The organism is Streptosporangium roseum DSM 43021 (assembly GCF_000024865.1).
Lineage (GTDB): Bacteria > Actinomycetota > Actinomycetes > Streptosporangiales > Streptosporangiaceae > Streptosporangium > Streptosporangium roseum.
The window spans coordinates 5760841-5780739 of the sequence record NC_013595.1 but is presented as its reverse complement, the minus strand read 5'-3'; the positions used below and the strand labels follow the sequence as shown (position 1 = coordinate 5780739).

At 72.1% G+C, this 19899-nt stretch carries 17 protein-coding genes; 10 read left to right on the top strand and 7 right to left on the bottom strand.

Going from position 1 to position 19899, the window contains the following annotated elements; translation table 11 throughout:
* Positions 1-32: 32 nt before the first annotated feature.
* Complete coding sequence (locus SROS_RS46205) at positions 33-1514, bottom strand: serine hydrolase domain-containing protein (RefSeq protein ID WP_012891770.1); 1482 nt, start codon at positions 1512-1514, stop codon at positions 33-35.
* Between the two features lie 248 nt (positions 1515-1762).
* The gene (locus SROS_RS25375) at positions 1763-2434 is read right to left on the bottom strand and encodes an enoyl-CoA hydratase-related protein (RefSeq protein ID WP_012891769.1); all 672 of its coding nucleotides are present in this window, start codon (positions 2432-2434) and stop codon (positions 1763-1765) included.
* Between the two features lie 575 nt (positions 2435-3009).
* On the opposite strand from SROS_RS25375, the gene SROS_RS25370 reads away from it, so the two are divergent.
* From SROS_RS25370 to SROS_RS25355, 4 genes are all read left to right on the top strand, one after another.
* Positions 3010-3948, top strand: coding sequence for a fructosamine kinase family protein (locus tag SROS_RS25370; RefSeq protein WP_218919699.1), 939 nt, complete (start codon positions 3010-3012; stop codon positions 3946-3948).
* Positions 3949-4161: 213 nt separating this feature from the next.
* On the top strand, positions 4162-4674 hold the full coding sequence (locus tag SROS_RS53960; RefSeq protein ID WP_012891767.1) for a calcium-binding protein: 513 nt from the start codon (positions 4162-4164) through the stop codon (positions 4672-4674).
* A gap of 227 nt (positions 4675-4901) precedes the next feature.
* Positions 4902-6326 carry a hypothetical protein gene (locus SROS_RS51715; RefSeq protein ID WP_012891766.1) on the top strand — a complete coding sequence of 475 codons (1425 nt, stop codon included), beginning with the start codon at positions 4902-4904 and terminating at the stop codon, positions 6324-6326.
* A 74-nt stretch (positions 6327-6400) separates the two neighbouring features.
* Complete coding sequence (locus tag SROS_RS25355; RefSeq protein ID WP_012891765.1) at positions 6401-7030, top strand: mycothiol-dependent nitroreductase Rv2466c family protein; 630 nt, start codon at positions 6401-6403, stop codon at positions 7028-7030.
* An 85-nt stretch (positions 7031-7115) separates the two neighbouring features.
* Here the strand turns inward: SROS_RS25355 and SROS_RS25350 are convergent, their stop codons facing one another.
* The gene (locus SROS_RS25350) at positions 7116-7994 is read right to left on the bottom strand and encodes an alpha/beta fold hydrolase (protein ID WP_012891764.1); all 879 of its coding nucleotides are present in this window, start codon (positions 7992-7994) and stop codon (positions 7116-7118) included.
* A 116-nt stretch (positions 7995-8110) separates the two neighbouring features.
* On the opposite strand from SROS_RS25350, the gene SROS_RS25345 reads away from it, so the two are divergent.
* Positions 8111-10087 carry an AfsR/SARP family transcriptional regulator gene (locus SROS_RS25345; RefSeq protein WP_043652914.1) on the top strand — a complete coding sequence of 659 codons (1977 nt, stop codon included), beginning with the start codon at positions 8111-8113 and terminating at the stop codon, positions 10085-10087.
* A gap of 57 nt (positions 10088-10144) precedes the next feature.
* Here the strand turns inward: SROS_RS25345 and SROS_RS25340 are convergent, their stop codons facing one another.
* Positions 10145-11341, bottom strand: a complete 1197-nt coding sequence (locus tag SROS_RS25340; protein WP_012891762.1) for a cytochrome P450 — start codon at positions 11339-11341, stop codon at positions 10145-10147.
* 176 nt (positions 11342-11517) lie between these two features.
* On the opposite strand from SROS_RS25340, the gene SROS_RS25335 reads away from it, so the two are divergent.
* Together SROS_RS25335 and asnB are read left to right on the top strand one after the other, a co-directional pair.
* On the top strand, positions 11518-12303 hold the full coding sequence (locus tag SROS_RS25335; RefSeq protein WP_052317039.1) for an SDR family oxidoreductase: 786 nt from the start codon (positions 11518-11520) through the stop codon (positions 12301-12303).
* A 52-nt stretch (positions 12304-12355) separates the two neighbouring features.
* Positions 12356-14149: an asparagine synthase (glutamine-hydrolyzing) gene (asnB, locus tag SROS_RS25330; RefSeq protein WP_012891760.1), complete on the top strand. Its 1794-nt coding sequence runs from the start codon at positions 12356-12358 to the stop codon at positions 14147-14149.
* Between the two features lie 86 nt (positions 14150-14235).
* Here asnB and SROS_RS25325 read toward each other — a convergent pair whose 3' ends face one another.
* Positions 14236-15480: an acyltransferase family protein gene (locus SROS_RS25325; RefSeq protein ID WP_012891759.1), complete on the bottom strand. Its 1245-nt coding sequence runs from the start codon at positions 15478-15480 to the stop codon at positions 14236-14238.
* A 253-nt stretch (positions 15481-15733) separates the two neighbouring features.
* Here SROS_RS25325 and SROS_RS25320 point away from each other — a divergent pair, with 253 nt between their 5' ends.
* Together SROS_RS25320 and SROS_RS25315 are read left to right on the top strand one after the other, a co-directional pair.
* Positions 15734-16249 (top strand): nuclear transport factor 2 family protein, encoded by a 516-nt coding sequence (locus SROS_RS25320; protein WP_012891758.1) that lies wholly within the window; start codon positions 15734-15736, stop codon positions 16247-16249.
* 23 nt (positions 16250-16272) lie between these two features.
* Positions 16273-16467 carry a hypothetical protein gene (locus tag SROS_RS25315; protein ID WP_148269198.1) on the top strand — a complete coding sequence of 65 codons (195 nt, stop codon included), beginning with the start codon at positions 16273-16275 and terminating at the stop codon, positions 16465-16467.
* A 158-nt stretch (positions 16468-16625) separates the two neighbouring features.
* On the opposite strand, the gene SROS_RS25310 is transcribed toward SROS_RS25315, so the two are convergent.
* On the bottom strand, positions 16626-17978 hold the full coding sequence (locus tag SROS_RS25310; RefSeq protein WP_245564765.1) for an MFS transporter: 1353 nt from the start codon (positions 17976-17978) through the stop codon (positions 16626-16628).
* A gap of 94 nt (positions 17979-18072) precedes the next feature.
* Positions 18073-19056, bottom strand: coding sequence for a zinc-binding dehydrogenase (locus tag SROS_RS25305; protein ID WP_012891755.1), 984 nt, complete (start codon positions 19054-19056; stop codon positions 18073-18075).
* 86 nt (positions 19057-19142) lie between these two features.
* Between SROS_RS25305 and SROS_RS25300 the strand changes: the two genes are divergently transcribed.
* Positions 19143-19826, top strand: a complete 684-nt coding sequence (locus SROS_RS25300; protein ID WP_012891754.1) for a TetR/AcrR family transcriptional regulator — start codon at positions 19143-19145, stop codon at positions 19824-19826.
* The last annotated feature ends 73 nt before the right edge of the window (positions 19827-19899 follow it).

The window sequence follows — 19899 nt, the reverse complement described above, 5'->3', positions numbered from 1 at the left end:
ACCGGCGGTCCCCGCCTCGTCCTGCAGGCCAATCAGCCGTGCGTGCCCTCGAAGCGCATCCGGCGCAGACCCGCGCCGCTCACCAGCAGGTCGCCCTCGTGGAGGCGGAGCGTGAACGGCCCGGCCTGCCACGCTCCGCCCGGGGCCGGAGCCGAGGGCAGCCTCAGCTCGCGGCCGACGCGCACCTCGCCGTCGCTCACGGTGGCGTCGATGCCGAGCTCCGGGCTGCGGAAGACGCCGTCGGCCATCGGCGCGTCCGAGGGCGGCTCGGCGGCGTGGAAGACGACCGGGGGGCGCGAGGGCGGGCCGGTGCGGAGCAGCAGCCGGTCACCGCCGATCTCCAGCCAGGCGCCCTCGGCGTCCCCGGTCCCGTGCCAGCGCCCGTCGGCGCCGGTGGTGAACACTCCCACGTCCGGGATCGCGATGCCCTCGGCGGTGGGTTCGAGGGTCAGCGTCCCGTCCCCGGCCGGATCATGCCAGTGCAGCCGCTCCGGCGGCGCCGACGTCCCCGGCTCGGGCCTCGGCGGCTCCTCCCCGCCGAGCAGCAGCCGCGCCAGCCGGTGCGACAGCCTCACCGGGTCGATCGCCGTCTGGTTGGACAGCACCGCGATGCCGACCCCCGGATCGGGCAGATAAAGCAGGTTCGACCGGTACCCGTGCATGCCGCCCGCATGACCGAACCAGTCCTCGCCGTGATAGATCCCCAGCGCGTACGGCCGGACCGTACCGTCGGCCAGAACCGCCCGCTCCAGCAGCCGGTCGCGCAGGTCGGCGCCGAGCACCCGCCCGTCGGCCAGGAATCCGAACCACGGCGCCAGCTCCGCCACGCTCGTCACCAGCCCGCCGTCACCGACGGCGCTCTCCTGGGTGTCGGCCCGGCGCGGCTCGCCCTGGGCGTTGGCATAGCCGTACGCCAGCCTCTCCAGCGGCACCGACGCGTCGTCCCGGAACACCGACTCCGCCATCCCCAGCGGCTCGAAGAGCCGCTCCCGCGCGAACTCCGCCAGCGACGAACCCGCCACCCTGCCCACCACGACCGCCGCGAGCACGTATCCGGTGTTGGAGTAGGCCCAGCCCGTGCCCGGCGCGAAACTCGTGTGGCGGATGCCCGTGAGCACCTCCAGCAGTCGCCGCTCGGTCATCTCCGCCAGCGGCACGCCCGTCAGCGCCTGCAGCCCGTACCACTCCGGCAGGCCGCCCGTATGCTGCAGGCACTGCCGCAACGTCACCGGCACCTCCAGGCTCAGCTCCGGCACGTGCGCCCGCACGTCGTCGTCGAGCCCCAGCTTCCCATCGCGCTCCAGCAGGAGCACGCACGCCGCCGTGAACTGTTTGCTCGCGCTGGCGATGTCGAAGCGGGTGCGCTCGTCGACCGGTACGCCGAACTCCACGCACGCCGCCCCCTGAGCTGCGGTGAGCACCGCGGCGCCGCCGGTGTAAACGCCCACGGCCAGGCCGGGGGTGTCCGGGCCGACCAGCGAGAATACCTCGCGCTTGACTCGTTCGAGATCCATGCTGCCAGTATCACCAGGCGACCGGTGCCGCCCTTTGGCGCGCGTGACGACGGATGTGCGCCGTTCTTTGTCCTGCGGGCACAAACGGGCGCCCGTGATGCCTGCCTGCGGTCGCCCCACGATCGAAGCCCTGGCCGCCGGCGGGCAGGGCCTTGGGAGCCTGCGGCCGGGTGGTGCGTCCGTCGGTCCGGGACGGGGCGACGCGGGGCGGCCGGGGCGCGCATCAGGATCGACTGCCTCGCCGGCTGTCAGCCGAGGGGGGTGTCCCTGTCGCGCAGGGCGGCCAGGGCGGGGGCGTACATGCGGGCCTTGATGGTGGCGAGAGTGGGGCCGGCCTTGCCCGCCTGGGGCCGGGCGATCTCCACCGCGGCCTGGCGTACCGCCTCCTCATCCACCGCGCGGTCGACGATGGCGGCGGCCAGGGCGTCGTGGCCGCCGTAGCGGCGGGCGGTGGTCATGGCCTCGTGCGCGGTCTGCGGGGTCAGCCGGGCCTGGATGAGGGCGGACATGCCCGGGGTGAAGGGGATGTCGATGTCGGCTTCGGGCAGGCACCAGTAGCCGCGGTCGGCGCGGATCACGCGGAAGTCGTGGGCCAGGGAGAACATGGCGCCGGCCGCGAAGGTGTGTCCTTGCAGGGCGGCCACGGTGACGAACGGCAGGGACAGCATCCGCGCCAGGAGCTCGTGGACGGATACGACGTAGTCCTGGTGCTGGTCGGCGTGGGCGAACAGCCAGTCCAGGTCCAGGCCGTTGGAGTAGAACTTCCCCGTGGCGGCGGTCACCAGGGCGCGGGGTCCTTCCGCCTTCTCCACCTCATCGAGGGCGGCGTTGACGGAGGCGATCCAGTCGGGGTGGAAGCGGTTCTCGGTGTCCCCGAGGTCGAGGACGAAGACGTCGTCCTGGCGGTCGAGTGTGGGCATGAGGGCTCCTCGGGCGGGGTGGGCAGGGGGACGGCGGTCACGGCCGTGGCTCGTGACCGGCGCCCGTCCCTCCGGCGGCTGCGAGGCGGCGGCCACGTCTGCGGCGGGCGAGCCGTCGAACATGCCGTGCGCCTTCCTGACGTCGGTGACGGGTGTCTCGACCACGAAACTACCGAAGAGTAACTTATGGTGTACGGCACAGAACACGCAAGATTCCACGGGGTCGCCCGCCCGCGAAGCCCCACCACGGTCACGGGCTCGAGCGGCAGCCGAACGGCCGGCGGCGACAGCGGGCCGGTTCGAGATCTCCGGCGCACCCTGAGGGGAGAGCCGGAGGGGGCGGGAACAGGCCGGCGGTAGTCGCGCGTCTCCTCGCCCGCGAAGCGGCAGTAGAGGGCGCCGTGATACCGGCCGAAAAACGGGCGGATATGGGAAGGACGGCCTGGCCGGAAGTGATCCGTGCCGGCGGGGTCGAGCGGTACTCGACCGGAGCGCGGCTAGGCCGGCGTGGGCGTGCTCGACGGCCTCGGGGCAGGCCTGCCGCCTGTCGTGTTCGGCCCCGTATGATCTGTGTGGTGTCGGCTGCGCATCCACTTGAGCAAGCATCGGTCGTCCGCGAGATCGAGCGGGCGGCCTCCGCCCATCTCGCGGGATTGTGGGTGTCCTCAGGGTTCACCGACCTGAACGACCGCGCCTCCCACCCGTGTGGAATCTTCCACGGTGAGCCGTTCTCCGTGTTCGTCAAGCTCGACACCGCGGCGGAGGGGGAGGAGCAGTTCACGGCGGAACTCCAGGGCCTCGACCTCCTGCGGCGGCGGGCGTCGGTGGCGACGCCCCGGCCTGTCGCCGAGGGGGTGCGCCGCCTCGGAGCCGGTTCGTTGCTGCTGCTGGAGGCGCTGCCCGAGGTTCCCGCCGAGGCCCGCTCGGCTGACCAGTGGCGCTCCATCGGCCGTGCCCTGGCCGTTGCGCACCAGGTTCACGGCGAGCGGTTCGGGCTGGAGCGGTTCGACGGCTTCTTCGGCCCGCTGCGGCAGGACAACCGGCCCGTGACCTCGGATCGATGGGCCGACTTCTACGCCGAACGCCGCCTGATCCCGCTCCTGCGGTCGGCGGTCGACTCCGGCCGGCTCCCCGCGGAGCGGGCCGCTGACGTCGAGCGGCTCGTCGAGCGGCTGCCCTCGTTGTGCGGGCCGGAGCCGCAGCCTTCACTGCTGCACGGCGACGCGCAGCAGAACAACTTCCTGACCACCGCGACCGGCGCGGTCCTCCTCGACACCGCCCCCTACTTCGGGCACCCCGAGATCGACCTGGCCCTGGTCGACTACTTCGCCCCGGTGCCGAGGGATCTGTTCGACGGGTACCAGGACCTCGTGCCGATCGACGAGGGGTTTCGGCAACGGCGCGAGCTGTGGCGGCTTTTCGGCTACCTCGCCGTGATCGCCGTCGACGGCGCGTCGGCCTTCGGGCGCCCGTTCCTCGGCCGCGTCGCAGACGCCGTCGCTCTCTATCGATAACGCGGGCCCTCGGAGGTTGCCGGGCCGTCCCCGCCGTCCTTCGTCGGAGGCCTGGATGGCGGTGAAAGGCGAGGTGCCCGGATGCGGCCGGCCGTGAGACGGAGGGCGGCGGAAAAGTCACACCTCGTGTGCGCACAATTACGCAGACGATTCCCCTGGCGGCCGCTTACCTGGGAACCGTCCGAGATTCGCAGACCAGAAAGGATCCCTGGTATGTCGCGTATGCGCCGCCACATCACCGCCCTGACCCTGACCGCGGCCGGCCTGGCCACCACCGCCGTCCTGGCGGCCCCCGCTCACGCGGCCGGAGCCACCGTCACGGTGGGCTCGTTTCAGAACATGTCCGTCGTGGGGACGACCGGTGACGACAGCATCGACATCAACGTCCTCAACGGCAAGGTCACCGTGACCTCCGGCATCCACTCGGTGACCGCCGGCGCCGGATGCGTCCAGCAGGGGCCCGGCGCGGTCTCCTGCGCGGGCGTCACGACCATCACGGTCAACGTCAGGGGTGGCAACGACACCGTGCGCAACACCACCTCCCTGTTCGCCGAGATCTTCGGATCGGCCGGTTCCGACCGCCTTTCCGGCGGTTCCGGCCGTGACGTCCTCGTCGGAGGCAGTGGCGACGACTTCCTGTCCGGCAACGGCGGCAACGACATCACCGACGGCGGACCCGACTTCGACACCTGCGCCGGCGAGTCCGAGCCCAACTGCGAGGCGTAGGTCGGCGCGGGACACGAGCAGCGCCTCCGGGCCGGAGTCGAGTCCGCGGACGATGACGAGAGCCCGCCTGCACTGACCGTGACCGAGGCGCCGGTCTCCCCGGGCGGCTACCGGTCGCGGCCCGGCGACGCGGCGGGGAGAAGCCGGTACGTCACCGCCCGGCGGCAGGTCGATCACGAACGCGGATCGGGGCGAACGACCTGTGATCCCGCCGCATCTCTCCAGGTATGAGGAATTCGGCACTGGCCTGGACCGGTCACCCCCTGACCGTCATCTCCGTGGTGGTCCTGCTGCTCAACGACCACCTCTTCAAGCCGCTGTGGCCCGGCGTGGTGACCGGGAAGCTCAGCGACGTCGTCGGCCTGATCGTCGCCCCGCCCCTGCTCAACCTGCTCATCCGCCGCCCCTGGCTGGCCATCCTGCTCACCGGCGTGGCGTTCACCCTGGTCAAGACCACCGCCGAGGGCGCGGCTCTCGCCTCCCAGGCCTGGACCCTCGTCTGGGGGCCCTCCCGAGTTCTGGCCGACCCCACCGACCTCATCGCCCTGCCCGCCCTCTACGCCGCCTGGTGGGCCTGCAACCACCCTGACGCGCGAGCCGTACGGCTGGCACGGGCCGTAATCGTGATCCCCCTCACCGTGCTGGCCGTGGCGGCGACCGGCCAGACGGATTCCTTCAGGCCCTACAGCGCCCATGCCGTCGACGTGGTCGACGGCATGATCGTCGTAGCGACCCGCGGAGGCTGGGCGTGGGGGGCCGCCGGGACGGCGTTCGTCTCCGGCGACGCCGGGAATACGTGGTCGAGCTCGGACCTTGCGGCGCCTTCCCTCCCGAGGACGTCGGCCTGCGTGCCCGGTCGGCCGGACCACTGCTACCGGACCGTCGCCACCAGGCTCAAGGTCGAGGAGTCCAGGAACGGCCGGTGGGTGACGGCGTGGGAGATCTCTCCTCAGGACCAGGATCGGCTGGTGAGAGCGTACGCACCTGAACGGTCCGAGGACGCCGAGGCCGTCGCGTCCTTGGCGGTCGCGGTCCAGAAGCTCCCCGGCGGGTATGTGGTGGTCGTCGCCAACGGCGCGGACGGGATCGCCCTGCGGGACGTCTCCGGTGTCTGGCGCCGGCTGGGCTGGACGGAGAAGGGGTTCGACGCCTCCGGCGCGGTGCCACTGACGGCACCGTGGAGATACGACGAATCGATCTCCACGGCGGCCCTGCTGGCGGCCCTCGCGGCGGGACTGGTGGCACTCGGGTGCGGCGTGCGGAGGCCCGGCTTCGCCGTGGCCGCGCTGACGTCGTGGGTGGGAGCCGGGTTGTTCTGCTCGGGGGTGACCTCACCGGCCTTGTTCAACCCGATCGCCGTGCTCTGGGCCATGGCGTTGGTGCCCGCCGGCGCGATCGGCGTGATCGTGAGCGCCGCACGGGGCGGAACACCGCGCCGGGTATGGGTGATCGGTACGGCCACCGCGGTCATCGTCTACTACGCGATAATGACGCCTTTCTACGCGTGGAGCGCCGGGTGGCTGGGCTACTACGGACTGGCGTCCGGGTTGTCGGTCGCCCTGGGGATCGCGACGGCCTCCGCCGGCGCCCTCGCGGTGATCAAGACGGGAAGGCCCCCGGAGGGATCTTCCCGGCGCCCGCGTGACCGGTGAGAATGGCGTGCGGCTCGGTGGAGCCGGCACATTGTCCGGTCAGGACCGCAGACGACGATCGTGAGGAGCCGGTGATGACGGAGAAGACGATCGCGGACTTCTGGTTCGACCCCTCCTGCCCGTACACCTGGGTCACCTCCCGGTGGCTGCTGGAGGTGGAGAAGGTCCGGCCCGTCGAGGTGCGCTGGCGGGTGATGAGCCTGTCGGTGCTCAACGAGGGCCGCGACGACGATCCCGAAGGCGATCCCGAGGGTTATCTGTGGGTGCCCGTGCGCGTCTGCGCCGCCGTGCGGCAGGAGTACGGCCAGGAGGCGCTCGGCCGGCTGTACACCGCGATGTGGACCTCCGGGCGCGATCGCGGCGACCACGACTGGATGGGCTCCCTTCATGACGCGCTGGCCGCCGCCGGGCTGCCGCTCGAACTGGCCGAGGCGGGGGCCTCGACGGCCTACGACGAGGCGGTGCGCGCCTCGCACGCCGAGGGCATCGGCCTGATCGGCGATCATGTCGGTACCCCGGTGGTCGCCGTCACCGGCGCCGGCGGCGAGCGCGTGGTGTTCTTCGGCCCGGTCATCTCCCGGGCTCCCACGGGGGAGCAGGCCGGACGCCTGTGGGACGGGACGCTGCTGGTGGCCGGCACCCCGGGTTTCCATGAGCTCAAGGGCGCCCCGCATGAGAAGCCCCGGCTCGGCGACCCGATGTGATCCCCGCGCCGCGGGGAGGCACATGACTTGTGGCCCTCACCCGAGCGGATCGACAGGCCCCGGCCGTCGGCGCCGGCTCGGCCGTTCAGCGGGCGAGCAGGTCCCGGAGCGCCTTGACGATGTCGGCGGGGGCTTCCTCGGCCATGAAGTGACCGCAGGTGACGGTGCCGTGCCGCAGGTCGGGTGCCCAGGTGTTCCACAGCGCCGCCGCGTCGAAGCCGAGGGCGGCGCCCCAGTCCTGCTGGAGCACGGTGACCGGCATCCGCAGCCGGCGACCGGCGTCCCGGTCGGCCTGGTCGTGGTCGACGTCGACGCCGGCGGAGGCGCGGTAGTCGGCCACGATCGAGGGCACCGCGCCGCGGCAGGCGTCCAGGTAGGCGGCGCGGACGTCGGCGGGGACGGCCCGCGGGTCGTTGGCCCAGAGGTCGAGGAAGTGGCCGAAGAAGGCGTCCGGACTGGCGGCGATCATCTGCTCGGGCAGGCCAGGGGGCTGGGCCATCAGGTAGAGGTGGAAGCCGATGGCGGCGCTGGTGCCGCGCATCACCTCCCACATGTCCAGGGTCGGCAGCACGTCGAGGCAGGCCAGGTGGGTGATCGTCTCAGGGTGGTCGAGTCCGGCGCGGAAGGCGACCAGGGCGCCGCGGTCGTGCCCGGCCAGCGCGAAGCGCTCATGCCCCAGCGCGCGGGCCAGGGCGACGATGTCGGCGGCCATGGTGCGCTTGGCGTAGGCGGTGCCGCCGGTCTCGGCGGGTTTGTCGCTGGCGCCGTAGCCGCGCAGGTCGGGGCAGATCACAGTGTGGTCGGCCGCGAGGTCGGCGGCGACGTGCCGCCACATCAGGTGGGTCTGCGGGAAGCCGTGCAGCAGCACGATCGGCGTGCCCGAGCCCGCCACGGCCGCGTTCAGGGACACGCCGTCGGCGACGAGGACGCGCCGGTAGTCGAAACCTGGGATGGCAGGGGTCATGGTTGTGCCCTTTCGCTGGGTGAGCAGGTGTCTTCAGCCTGCCTGGCGTGGATGAGCATCCGATGAGCGCGCTATATCGTGGCCGGGGGTGATGCCCCGGAAAGGGCGGTCAAGGGGTGCGGGTCGTGTTCGGGGTGCTGGGGCCGGTGGCGGCCTGGGACGGCGACGGGGACGCCATCGCCTTGAAGGGGCCGCGGCACCGCGCGGTGCTGGCCCGTCTGATCGTCGCCCGCCGCCGCGTCGTCCCGGTCACCCTCCTGGCCGAGGACCTGTGGGCGGATCCGCCTCCGGGCGCGGTGGGCGCGGTACGCACCTTCGTGGCCGCGCTGCGCCGGGCGCTGGAGCCCCGGCGCCCGCCCCGCACCGCGGCCCGGCTGCTGGTCACCGAGGGGCCGGGGTACGCGCTGCGCGCGGAGCCGGGCGCGGTGGACTCCTGGCGCTTCGAGCAGGCGGTGTCCGCCGCCGCGACGCTGCCCCCCGCAGACGCGCTCGCACGGCTGGAGGAGGCGCTGGGGTGGTGGCGCGGGCCCGCCTACGCCGAGTTCGCCGACGAGGCCTGGGCCCGTACGGAGCGCTCCCGCCTGGCGGAGCTGCGGCTGCAGGCGGTGGAGCGCCGGGCCGATGCCCGCCTGACCCTGGGCCTGGCGGCCGAGGCGGTGCCGGATCTGGACGCGCACGTGACCGAGCACCCCTGGCGTGAGGACGCCTGGCGTCTGCTGGCCCTCGCGCTGTACCGCGCCGGCCGCCAGGGCGACGCGCTGGCGGTGCTGCGCCGGGCACGAACGCTCCTGGTCGAGCAGCTGGGGGTGGATCCGGGCCCGGGACTGCGCCGCCTGGAGACCGACATCCTCAACCACGCCGGCCACCTCGACCCCGCAGCCACCGCGGCCGGGGCGGCGGACCGGGTGTGGGCGCAGGCGGCCGCCGCCTACGACCGCGCCGTGCCGCCCGGTGCCCGGGCCCGCCTGGAGTCGACGGTGGGCCTGCTGCGTGATCTCGCGGTGACCGGCGGAGGCGGCCTGGAGGCGGCCCGCCGCCACCGCGTGGCGGCTGTCACGGCGGCGCAGGAGATGGGCGACGCGCAACTGACCGCCCGCGTGATCGGCGCCTACGACGTCCCGGCGATCTGGACCCGCTCGGACGACCCGGAGCAGGCGGCACAGATCGTGGCGGCGGCCGAACGCACCCTGGCCGCCCTCCCGCCCGGCGCGCACCAGGCGGCACGGGCCCGCCTGCTGGCCACGATCGCCCTGGAGTCACGCGGCACCCGCGCGGAGCGCGGGCCCCAGGCCGCCCGGCAGGCAGAGGAGATCGCCCGCGGCCTGGACGATCCCGGGCTGCTGGCCTTCGCCCTCAACGGCGTGTTCATGCAGACCTTCCACCGGGCGGGCCTGGCGCCGCGCCGGGACGAGATCGGCGCCGAGCTGGTCGCCCTGTCCGCCCGGCACGGCCTGGTCACCTTCGAGGTGCTCGGGCACCTCATCCGCCTGCAGGCCCGCAGCGCGCTTGCGGACTTCCCGGCGGCCGACGGGCACGCGGCCGCCGCCGAACACCTGGCCGAGCGCCACGAGCTGCCGCTGGCGGGGGTGTTCGCCCAGTGGTACCGGGCGCTGCGGCTCGCCGCGACAGGGCGGGCACCGGAGGCCGAGGTGGAGGCGGCCTACCGGGACGCCGCCGCGCGGCTGGACGGCGCCGGCATGCCCGGACTGCGGCGTGGCGTGCTGCCGCTCGCGCTGCTGTGCCTGCGCCTGCGGCACGCACGGCCCGCCCAAGCCGACGAGCACACCGACTGGGGCCCCTACGAGCCATGGGCCCGCCCCTTGGTGCTGCTGGCCCGAGACCGCCGTGATGAGGCCGCCGCGGCGCTGCGCCAGGCCCCGGACCCGCCCCGCGACCTGCTGTTCGAAGCCATGTGGTGCCTCGCCGCGCGGGCCGCCGTCGCCGTCGGCGACCGGGAGACGATGGAGCGCGCCCGCACCGAGCTCACCCCCGCGGCCGCGGAGCTGGCGGGGGCGGGCAGCGGCCTGCTCACCCTGGGCCCCGTCTCGGAACACCTCGGCGGCCTCGCCGCCGCCCTCCGCCGTCGCAGGTGAGCCCGGACCGGCCGTCCATGGCGCTCGTGCCGCCGGCGGGTCCACCGGAACGTCGGATCACCAGGTGACCGGCAGGGCGACCAGGCCGCGTGAGACGGGATGGTCCTTCCACACCAGCTCCTGCTCGGGGACGGCGAGCCGGGCCGCCGGCAGCCGCTCGAGGAGCACGGCGAGGGCGACCTGGAGCTCCATCCGGGCCATGTGCGCCCCCAGGCACCGGTGGACCCCGTACCCGAAGGCGAGGTGGGAAGCGTCCTCCCGGACTATGTCCAGCCGCTCGGGATCGGGGAAGAGCAGCGCGTCGTGGTTGGCCGAGCCGATCGCCGGAAGCACCCCCTCGCCGGCGCGGATGCCGACGCCGCCCAGCTCGACGTCCTCCAGGGCCACCCGCAGCAGGGCGCCGGTGATCGCCGAGGGGTTGACGCGCAGCAGTTCCTCGGCGGCGGAGGAGATCAGTTCAGGGTCACCGCGCAGGCGGTCGAGCTGGTCGGGATGGGCCAGCAGGGTCAGGAAGCCGGACGCGATCGCGTTGCTGGTGCTCAGGTAGCCGGCGGTGACCAGGAGGAAGGCGAAGCTGATGAGCTGCTGCTCGGTGAGGCGGTCCTCCTTGTCGCGCTCGGCGACCAGGGCGCCGAGCAGGTCGTCGGTGGGCCGCCGGCGCCGGATGCCGATCATCTCCGCCATGTACGACTCGAGGCGGCCTCGCGCGTCGAGGATCTCCTGCGGGGTGTGCCTGGTCATGCTGAAGGCCGTGTCGGTCAGCGCGCACAGCCGCGCGCTGTCCTCGTCGGGGACGCCCAGCAGGGCGAGCACCAGCCGGAGCGGCAGGGGGAGGGCGAACCGGGAGACCATGTCCGCGGGAGGACCGGCGGAGATCAGGTCGTCCATGAGCCGCTCGGCCAGCAGCCGGGTCCACGGCCGCAGGGCCTCCACCCGGCGTGCGGTGAAGTGCCTCGTGGCGGTACGGCGCAGCCGGGCGTGCTCGGGCCCGTCCATGCCGAGCAGGACGTCGGGGCCGGGGTTCGAGGCGCCCATCTGCGGTGCGCCGGGCAGCTCCGCCGCCGCCCGGCTGAAGCGCGGGTCTCCGAGCACCTGTTTGACGTCCTCGTAACGCGTGACCAGCCAGGCGCGGTCGCCGGTCGGCAAGGTGACCCGGGTGACGGGCGCCTCCTCGCGCAGGCGGGCGAGTTCGGGGGGCTGCGCGATGCCGGGGGGAAATGTGAACGGGAAATTCGCGGGGTCCTCAGTGGTCATCGGTGTGTCCCTCTCCTTTTTGACTGCGGCTTTTTCCCCGAGTCAAATGGCAGGCGCTCCAGTTCATCTGGAGCCCGACATGATTTCTGGTTTATGGATCCGCCCGGAACGGTTCCGGCCGGGCTCTCTACCGGTTCTCGAGCTGCGATGGTGCCGCGCCGGTGACAATGAGCGGCATGACAGCGATCGTGATCACCGGCGGTACCCGAGGCATCGGGCAAGGTCTCGCCCGCGCGTTCGTCGCCCGCGGTTGCAGGGTCGTGATCTGCGGACGTTCCGAAGAGGCGGCGCGGTCGGCTGCCGGCGCGCTCGGCCCCGGAGTGCTGGGCGTGCGGGCCGACGTCACCTGCCGGCCGGATCTGGAGCAGCTCTGGGAGAAGGCCGAAAAGGAGTTCGGCCGGATCGACCACTGGATCAACAACGCCGGTGTCGCGCTCGCGCCGCGGCTGCTGTGGGACGTCCCCGAATCCGATATCCGGAAGGTCGTGGAGGTCAACATGATCGGGGCCGTCAACGGCAGTGCCGTGGCCGCCGAGCGGATGCTCACCCGCGGCGGAGGTTTTCTATGGAATATGGTCGGGTTCGGTAGTAACGGTCGAATTTCCCGTGGAATGGCGCTCTATGGATCGACAAAAAGGGCGCTGGCTTATGTGCACGACACCCTGGTGCTCGAAACCAGGGGAACACCGGTCCGGGCCGGGCTGCTCTCACCGGGCATGGTGGTCACCGAACTCGTCGCCGAGAACGACCTGCGCGCCGACCTCCGTGGCCGCCGCCAGCAGCTGTACTACGAGGTGCTCTCCGACCCGCTGGACGTCGTCGCGCCCTGGATGGCCGACCGCATCCTGTCCGCCCGGCGCAACGGGGCGAGGGTCGAGCGGCTCACCACCCCGAAGGCACTCGGCCGGCTGGCCGGAGCGCTGCTCCAAGGACGTGTCCGGCCCGGGCGCAAGGCGTCCTGAGCGCTCGCCGGCGCCCTCTCCCCGTTGACGCAGACCCAGGAGGCCAGGCCCTATGTCGGAGATCGCCGGTTGGGTGGACTTCGAACGCCAGCCCGCCACGGCAGGCGCCGTGGTCACCGAGATGACCCGGGCCCTGGCCGCGGGGGAGGGCGGCGCCCCGCGGCTGTGGGCGGGGCCCGGGGGCGCCCTCGGCCTGGGCGGCGCCCGTTCGCACGGCATGGCCGGCCGGGCACCGCTCGACGCGCGTGGCGCGCGCGGCCCGGCGGTCATCGCGTTCGGGGGTGCCTGCGACAACCGTGCGGAGCTGCGCGGCCTGCCAGGCCGCCCGGACGGCGAGGGCGACGCGGCGGCGGTGCTGCACGCCTACCGGGTGCTCGGCGTCCGCTTCACCGAGCACCTGCGCGGCTCGTACGCCTTCGCCCTCTGGGAGCCTCAGGACGCCGCGCTGACGCTGGTCCGGGACCGGCTGGGCACCCGACCGCTCTACTATCTGGAACTCGACACCGGCGTGGTCTTCGCCTCGCGGCCGGAGGCCGTCCTGGCACATCCGGCGGCACGCCCGGCGCTCGACGAGGACGGCCTGCGCATCGTGCTCTCCGGGATCACCGTCCCAGGCCGGACCGTCTACCGGGACGTCCGCGAGGTGCGTCCGGGCCACGCGGTCCGGTTCTCCTCCGGAGGCAGGACCGAACGCCGCTACTGGGCGCTGTCGGCGGCCGAGCACCGCGACGACACCGCGACCACCGTCGCACGGGTCCGTGAGCTGCTGGCGGACGCCGTCGGCGAGCAGACGGCCTCCGCCGGCCGGGCCGGCAGCCTGATGTCGGGCGGGCTGGACTCCAGCACGCTCGCGGCGCTGCTCGCCGGGCGGCGGGAAGAGCGCCTGGCCACGTTCTCGGTCGACTACCAGGGCTACGAGGAGAACTTCCGGCCGCACATCGTCCGGCCGGCACCGGACAGCCCCTATGTCCGTGAGATGACAGCCCATCTCGGATCCGACCATACCGACGTGGTGCTGACCACCGGCGACCTCACCGCCCCCGACGTCTGGAACGCCCTGGTGGCCGCGCTGGACCAGCCCCGGCTGTTCGCCGACATCGAACCGTCGATGATCCTGCTCTACCGGGCGGTCCAGGGCAGGCTGGACACGGTGCTCAGCGGCGAGGGAGCGGACGAACTCTTCGGGGGGTTCCCCTGGTTCCACCACCCCCGGTGGGCCGACGCGCCCGACTTCCCCTGGACGCCGACGACCGACGAGCTGGTCGGCACCCTCTTCGCGCCGGCGATGAAGGACCTGGCGGTGCCGGACTTCCGCGCCGAGCACTACCGCGAGGCCCTGGCGGAGCTGCCCGCCCCGCCGGATGAGGACCCCCGGGAGCGGCGGATGAGGGAGGTCGGCTACCTTTTCGTCACCCGCTTCCTGCCCGAGCAGCTCGACCGCGCCCACCGGCTGAGCGCCGGCTGCGGATTCGACGTCAGGATGCCCTTCTGCGACCACCGGCTGGTGGAGTACGCGCTGAACATCCCGTGGGGCGTCAAGAACTTCGACGGCTCGGAGAAGAGCGTGCTGCGCGCGGCCGCGGCCGGCCTGCTCCCGGCTTCCGTGCTGGAGCGCCGCAAGTCCGGGTACCCGATGACGCACGACCGGGGATACGACCGGATCCTGCGGGCGAAGGTCGGCGAGCTGGCTCCCGGCGGGCCGGTTCTGCCGCTGCTCGACGCGTCCGTGGTGGACCGCCTGCGCGAGGACCCGTCCCAGGGGCCGGCGCTCAGCCGTACCGAGCTGGAACTGGCCCTGAAGCTCGACGCCTGGCTCACCCGGTGGCGGCTCACCCTGCCGGGCTGAGCGGAAGACGACCCGGCTGGGCGGGGCGACGCCGGCGGACGACCCCGTCCGGTTTCCAGCCCGGAACCGACCTTCCCGCCGCGACCTCAGGCGTCGGCCGCGCTGCCGTCGCCCTCCGGCCGGCTCCCCGCCCGCGGCCCGATGACGCCCTCCGGCAGCACCTGGGATCCGTCGTCCGGTGCCGGCGCAGGGGCCGGTGCGGCGGACCGGCTCGCCCAGCGGCGCATCGCGGGGCGCTCGACCAGGACGTGCAGGGCCCAGGAGAGCAGGACCGCGACCGTGAAGCAGGCCAGCAGGAAGCCCAGCCCGACCGGGGTGCTCCAGGCCGGCCCGGAGGAGAACGCGTTCGTCGGCGGGCCGAACGCCCGATGTCCGTAGGCGAGTACCAGCCCGTGCACCAGGTAGAAGGCGAAGGAGATCTCGCCGAGCCAGACCATCACCCGGGTGTTCAGCACCGTCCTGCGGCCCTGGACGTCTGCGGCGGCGGCGGCCGGGATCAGCAGCGCCAGGGGAATCACGGTGCATGCCGCGAACCGGTAGAGGAACGGGGCGAACAGCGAGGCCCCGTAGCCGGCCAGCACCAGAAGGAAGGCCGCCGGCAGGGGAAGGCGGATCCACCGGCCGGTCAGCACGATCCGCGCGAGCAGCATGCCCAGGGCGAACTCCAGGAGCCGCACGGGGGGGAAGGCGTAGACGGACCAGATCTGGGTGAAGGAGGCCGGCCCCCATGACCACTGCGGCTGGTCCGGCAGCAGCGCCTGGACGGCCGGCGGCGCCAGCACCACCCCCACGATCGCCGCCCCCGCCCACCACCACAGGCGGCCCGGCCTGATCCGGCCGACCACCGTGCTCAGCAGCGGGAAGGCGAGGTAGAACAGGGCCTCCGCCGAGAGCGACCAGCTCACGGCGTTGACGCTGACCATGTAGGAGTATTCGGGGATCCAGGCGTGCAGCAGGAGAAGGTTGGTCACGCTCTGCCACAGACCGCTGGACTCTCCCGCCCAGCTGATCAGGACAAGCGCGATGACGAACGTCACGACATGGTTGGGGAAGATCTTGACGAAGCGCCTTCGCCAGAACCCCGCCGGCCTGCTCCCCGGACGCGACGACCAGGTGAGAACGTATCCGCTCAGGACGAAGAAGAAGGAGACCCCCACGAATCCTCCGCCGCCGGCGACGAAGAGGAAGCCGTAGCGCAGCGGCGGAGCGCTGAACACCTGCGCGATGCTGCTGTGGAACAGGAACACCAGGGCTGCCGCCAGGAACCGAAGGCCGGTCAGCGAGGGAAGCCGCGCGGGGTGGGGGAGGGGGGACGCTTCCTGGGTCGACACAGAGCCAGTCCTTTCGAGCGCGATCGGCGGGGCCGTCCTGCGTGCGCGGGGTCTTCCGGGCCGGCGGGCGGGAAGGTCACCTGACCCCACCGAGCTTCTCAGGACGGCCTCGCCGACCACTCGAATGTCCGGCGACGGCCTCCACAGGCGCATCGCACTCCGTTGTCGCCGCGCCGCGTTTCGGGACGGGCAAGGCGGTGAGAGGTCTGATTACCGCCAGCGTGGCGCTGGGGTGTGGGCGAGGCTTCAGGCCATGAACACGATGGATATGGCAGGGGGGCGGGCTGGTGGATCGCGTGCGGACGGGCGCGCGCAGGATGACGCCTGGGCGGTGATGGAGAGGTTCTACGCCGCCGAGGCCGCGTATGTGGCCGCGGGTGGGTTCGGCAAGGCCGACTATGACGAGGTCGCCGCGTGCCTGGATCCCGAGGTCGTGTTGCATCAGGCTCCCGGGCTGCCGTTCACGGGAACGGGGACGTGGCGGGGGCGCGAGGGCATGGAGCGGTTCCTGGCCGCGTTCAGCGAGGTCTGGGAGTCGATGGAGTTCCTGGAGCAGGAACACTGGGGCGACGGCGACACCGTCGTGGTGCGTAACCGGGTGCGGTTCCGCGCCCGAGCCACCGGCCGGGAGGTCGACACCCTGATCCTGCAGCTGATCACCGTCAGGGACGGCCGCATGCTCGAATGCCGCCCGTTCTACTGGGACCCCGCCGCCATCGCCGAGGTCTGCGCCTACCGGCCGGCCGGTGACGGCGTCGGCTGGCGATGACCACGGAGGACTGTTGGCGGGCCGTGTTGGAGCCGCGCTCTCAGGGCCGGGACGTGCCGGGCGAGATCCTCTCCCACATCTCGCCCGGCCACAGCGACAACATCAACTTCTTCGGCGTCATCAACGTGGACGTGGAAGCGGAACTGGCCAAGCTCGACACCGCGGGATGGCGGCCGCCGAGGGCCGCGCAACTGCGTGAGCTGGGGCTGATGCCCTGAGCGGTCTTGGCGCAGAACGTGGCGATGGCCCGCGTGGTGCGCTGACCATCGTCGTGGTGCGGTGCGCCCGTGCGTCACGGGTTGGCAGGTTCGGTGAGTTCGATCTCGATGGTCTGGCGGTGGCCAGATCAAAGTGGCGAAGGCGGCAGGCGGCAGCCTCAGAAGCGTGTCGCGCGTTCGAGGAGGCTTGCCAGAGCGGCAGGTTCCTGAACGGCCGAGACTGGCGGGGCTCCGTCAATGACGAGTGCGGGCACGCCTCGGATTCCCCTCTGGGCGGCGCGGCGTTCGTCGGCTCGGACTTCAGCGGCGAACGCGTCGCCGGTCAAAAGTTCACCTACCTGGGCGGGATCAAGTCCGGCCTCGACGCCGAGCGCGCCGCCGAGTTCGGCGCCGGTCTCGGAGATCGCTGAGGCGGCCCCGGCGCGTTCGGGTGGTGCCGCACCGAGGACCAGGTTGGTTCCCAGCGCCATGAACGGGGTCAGGCCGGCGAAGAGAAGAACGGAGCCGGACACCAGGATGACGGGGTCTCTGTCCACCTGGGTGAGCAGGATGGGACCGATGACGGCGAACGTGGCTCCGGCACTCATGAGGACGGCCGGGCGGATTCGGCCGGTGAGGCCGGAGACCACCAGGGCCACGACGGTACCGGTGACCGCGGTGGGCAGCTGCCACAGGCCGGCCTTCAACGGAGAGAGGCCGAGCACCAGTTGCAGGTATTGCGAGGTGAGCAGGCTGGTCCCGAACAGCACGATGCCGACCAGCACCATGCCTGTGACGGATACGGCGAAGGCGGGGATACGGAACAGTCCCAGGTCCAGGAGCGGATTGGACAGCCGCCGCTGGCGGCGTACGAAGACCGCGCCGATCCCCAGGCCCGCAACCAGGACACCGGCGGACGGCAGGGCAAAGCCGTGGACGGCGAGATCCTTGATGCCGAACACGATCGTCACAGGAGTCAGCAGCGACAGGACCACACTGACCGCATCCAGTCGCCCCGAAGCCGAAGCGCGGGATTCAGGGATCAGGAAAGGGCCGGTGACCAGCAGCAGGGCCATAGTCGGAACGGCGAGCAGGAACACCGCCCCCCACCAGAAGTACTCCAGCAGCACACCACCGACCAGCGGGCCGAGCGCACCGCCGCCCATGAAAGCCATCATCCAGATCGTGATGGCCAGGGTGCGCTGCCGAACGTCGACGAACAGGGTGCGGATCAGCGCCAGCGAGGAAGGCGCCAGAGCGGCGGCGGCGACTCCCTGGACCGCCCGTGCTGCGATGAGCAGGCCGGCGCTGGGGGTATATGCGGCGATAACGGATGCGCCGGTGAACGCGACGGCGCCGACCAGCAGGATCCTGCGGTGCCCGAGACGGTCGCCGAGCGTGCCCATCGTGACCAGCGATCCGGCAACCATGAAGCCGTAGATGTCGGTGATCCACAGCAGTTGAGGGCCGTCGGGCTCCAGATCGGCGCTCAGGCTTGGCAGCGCCAGATAGAGCACGGACATGTTCATCATGACCAGCACGGCGGGAACACCCAAGACCGCCAAGGCGGTCCACTCCCGGACTCCGGCTCTGGCAGGGGGCTTGTGAGCCATGTGGGCTCCGATCTCAGCCGCGCACATGGTCGGCGGGGATGAGCAGGGTCTTGCCGGTGGTGGTCCGGGACTCGATCGCTCGGTGCGCGGCGGCTGCCACCTCGAGCGGGAAGGTCTGGCCGATGACTGGTCGCAGCTTCCCGTCGGCGGCGAGGTTCAGCGCGTCGACGATGAGAGCGCGGGTCTGGGCGGGGTTCGGTGCGGCGGTGAGGCCGATGACGCCGATGGAGCGTGCCCGGAGTGCGCCTTCGTCGAGTTCGGCGTCGGCGCCGCTGGCCATTCCGTAGATGCTCACGCGTCCGCCTTCGCGTAGCGCTGCGATCGCCTCGGTGCCGATCCGGCCACCGACCCCGTCGAAGACGAGATCGAGTCCGGCGCCGCCGGTCGCCTCCGCCACCCGATCCAGCCAGTCAGGCCGGGAGTAGTCGACATAAGCGGCCGCGCCCAGCGAGGTGACCAGCCCGGCCTTGCCGACGCCTCCGGCGGCGCCGATCACGTGGGCATCCGCGGCGGCGGCGAGTTGCACCAGCAGGCTGCCGACGCCCCCTCCCGCAGCCTCCACGAGGACCCGCTCCGACGGCCGGATCTGCGCCTGCCGGTACAGCAGCAGAGCCGTACGCCCATCGGCCAGCAGCGCGACCGCGTCGGTGAGCTCCAGACCCGCGGGAACCGGAACCGCATCCTGTGCCCGAGCCAGCGCCAGCTCGGCGTAACCGCCCTCGCCGCCGGTGGTGGTGACCACGACCGTCCCCATCAGGGCCGGGTCCACGTCCGGTCCGACGGCGACGATGCGACCGCCCACGCCATTGCCGGGTATGCGGGGCAACACAGGTCTGCCGAACGGCCCGTTGCCCGAGCGCACCTGCGTCTCGACGAACGTGATACTCGCGTACGCCACCGCGACGAGCACCTGCCCCGGCCCTGGCACGGGATCTTCGACGTGCCGTATCCGCAGGACCTCCGGCCCTCCGAACTCTTCCATCACCACAGCCCGCATGACACTCCTCCAAACGGATAGATTCGCTTCGTTTGAGAGAATCTATAACGGAGTGAATCGCTTCGCAAAGCGGCTACAGTGAGCGCATGGCCCGCAGAGCTCCCCGGCACGCAGAAGCCGAACGCAACGACCAGGCCCTCCTGGAGGCCGCCAAGAAGGTCCTGGCTGTGGACGGAGCGCATGCATCGGTGGCGACGATCGCCGCACGCGCCGGAGTCGGCATCGCCAGCCTCTACCGCCGCTACCGCTCCAAGGACGAGCTCTTCCAGCACCTGTGCGCGCTGTCGCTCGACCAGTGGATCCAGGCCGCCGAACGCGGCCTGAAGCACGACGACCCATGGGAAGGGCTCGCTCACTACATCGGCGCCTGCATCGAGTTCAGCGGCGGCTCCCTCGGGCCGCTGGCCGGCACGATCGCCGTCACCGACGAGATGGCGGCCAAGTTCACCAGGTCCGACGAGCTGATGCGAGACCTGGTGACCCGCGCGCACGCCGCCGGAGTGCTCAGATCGGACGCCACGGCCATGGACATCTCGCTACTGATCGAACAACTCGGCAAGTCCCCCCTGATCGAACAACTCGACAGGCAGGGCCGTACCGACCTGATCGACGCAGCCCACAACGCCCGAAAGCGCACGATCGCCATCGCTCTCGACGGCCTGCGCTCCGGCCGCCCCCAATTGCCCGGGACCGCACCCACTCCCGCCCTCCTCGCCGAACGCTGGGAGCACGCCCCCGCAGACTCGACGAGGTCGCCAGGACGGCCGTAGACCAAGGAGGCAGGCCGGCGCAAAGGGGCGCTTCGCCAAGGTCCCCCGACTGGCCAAGCCGCCGCGCGTGCCC

Coding starts and splice junctions, on each gene's coding strand:
- SROS_RS51715 (WP_012891766.1), top strand. CDS start 4,902: ATGAGGAATTCGGCACTGGCCTGGACCGGTCACCCCCTGACCGTCATC.
- SROS_RS25310 (WP_245564765.1), bottom strand. CDS start 17,978: ATGATGAACATGTCCGTGCTCTATCTGGCGCTGCCAAGCCTGAGCGCC.
- SROS_RS25300 (WP_012891754.1), top strand. CDS start 19,143: ATGGCCCGCAGAGCTCCCCGGCACGCAGAAGCCGAACGCAACGACCAG.
- asnB (WP_012891760.1), top strand. CDS start 12,356: ATGTCGGAGATCGCCGGTTGGGTGGACTTCGAACGCCAGCCCGCCACG.
- SROS_RS25305 (WP_012891755.1), bottom strand. CDS start 19,056: ATGCGGGCTGTGGTGATGGAAGAGTTCGGAGGGCCGGAGGTCCTGCGG.
- SROS_RS25335 (WP_052317039.1), top strand. CDS start 11,518: ATGACAGCGATCGTGATCACCGGCGGTACCCGAGGCATCGGGCAAGGT.
- SROS_RS25375 (WP_012891769.1), bottom strand. CDS start 2,434: ATGCCCACACTCGACCGCCAGGACGACGTCTTCGTCCTCGACCTCGGG.
- SROS_RS25340 (WP_012891762.1), bottom strand. CDS start 11,341: ATGACCACTGAGGACCCCGCGAATTTCCCGTTCACATTTCCCCCCGGC.
- SROS_RS53960 (WP_012891767.1), top strand. CDS start 4,162: ATGTCGCGTATGCGCCGCCACATCACCGCCCTGACCCTGACCGCGGCC.
- SROS_RS25355 (WP_012891765.1), top strand. CDS start 6,401: ATGACGGAGAAGACGATCGCGGACTTCTGGTTCGACCCCTCCTGCCCG.
- SROS_RS46205 (WP_012891770.1), bottom strand. CDS start 1,514: ATGGATCTCGAACGAGTCAAGCGCGAGGTATTCTCGCTGGTCGGCCCG.
- SROS_RS25320 (WP_012891758.1), top strand. CDS start 15,734: ATGAACACGATGGATATGGCAGGGGGGCGGGCTGGTGGATCGCGTGCG.
- SROS_RS25350 (WP_012891764.1), bottom strand. CDS start 7,994: ATGACCCCTGCCATCCCAGGTTTCGACTACCGGCGCGTCCTCGTCGCC.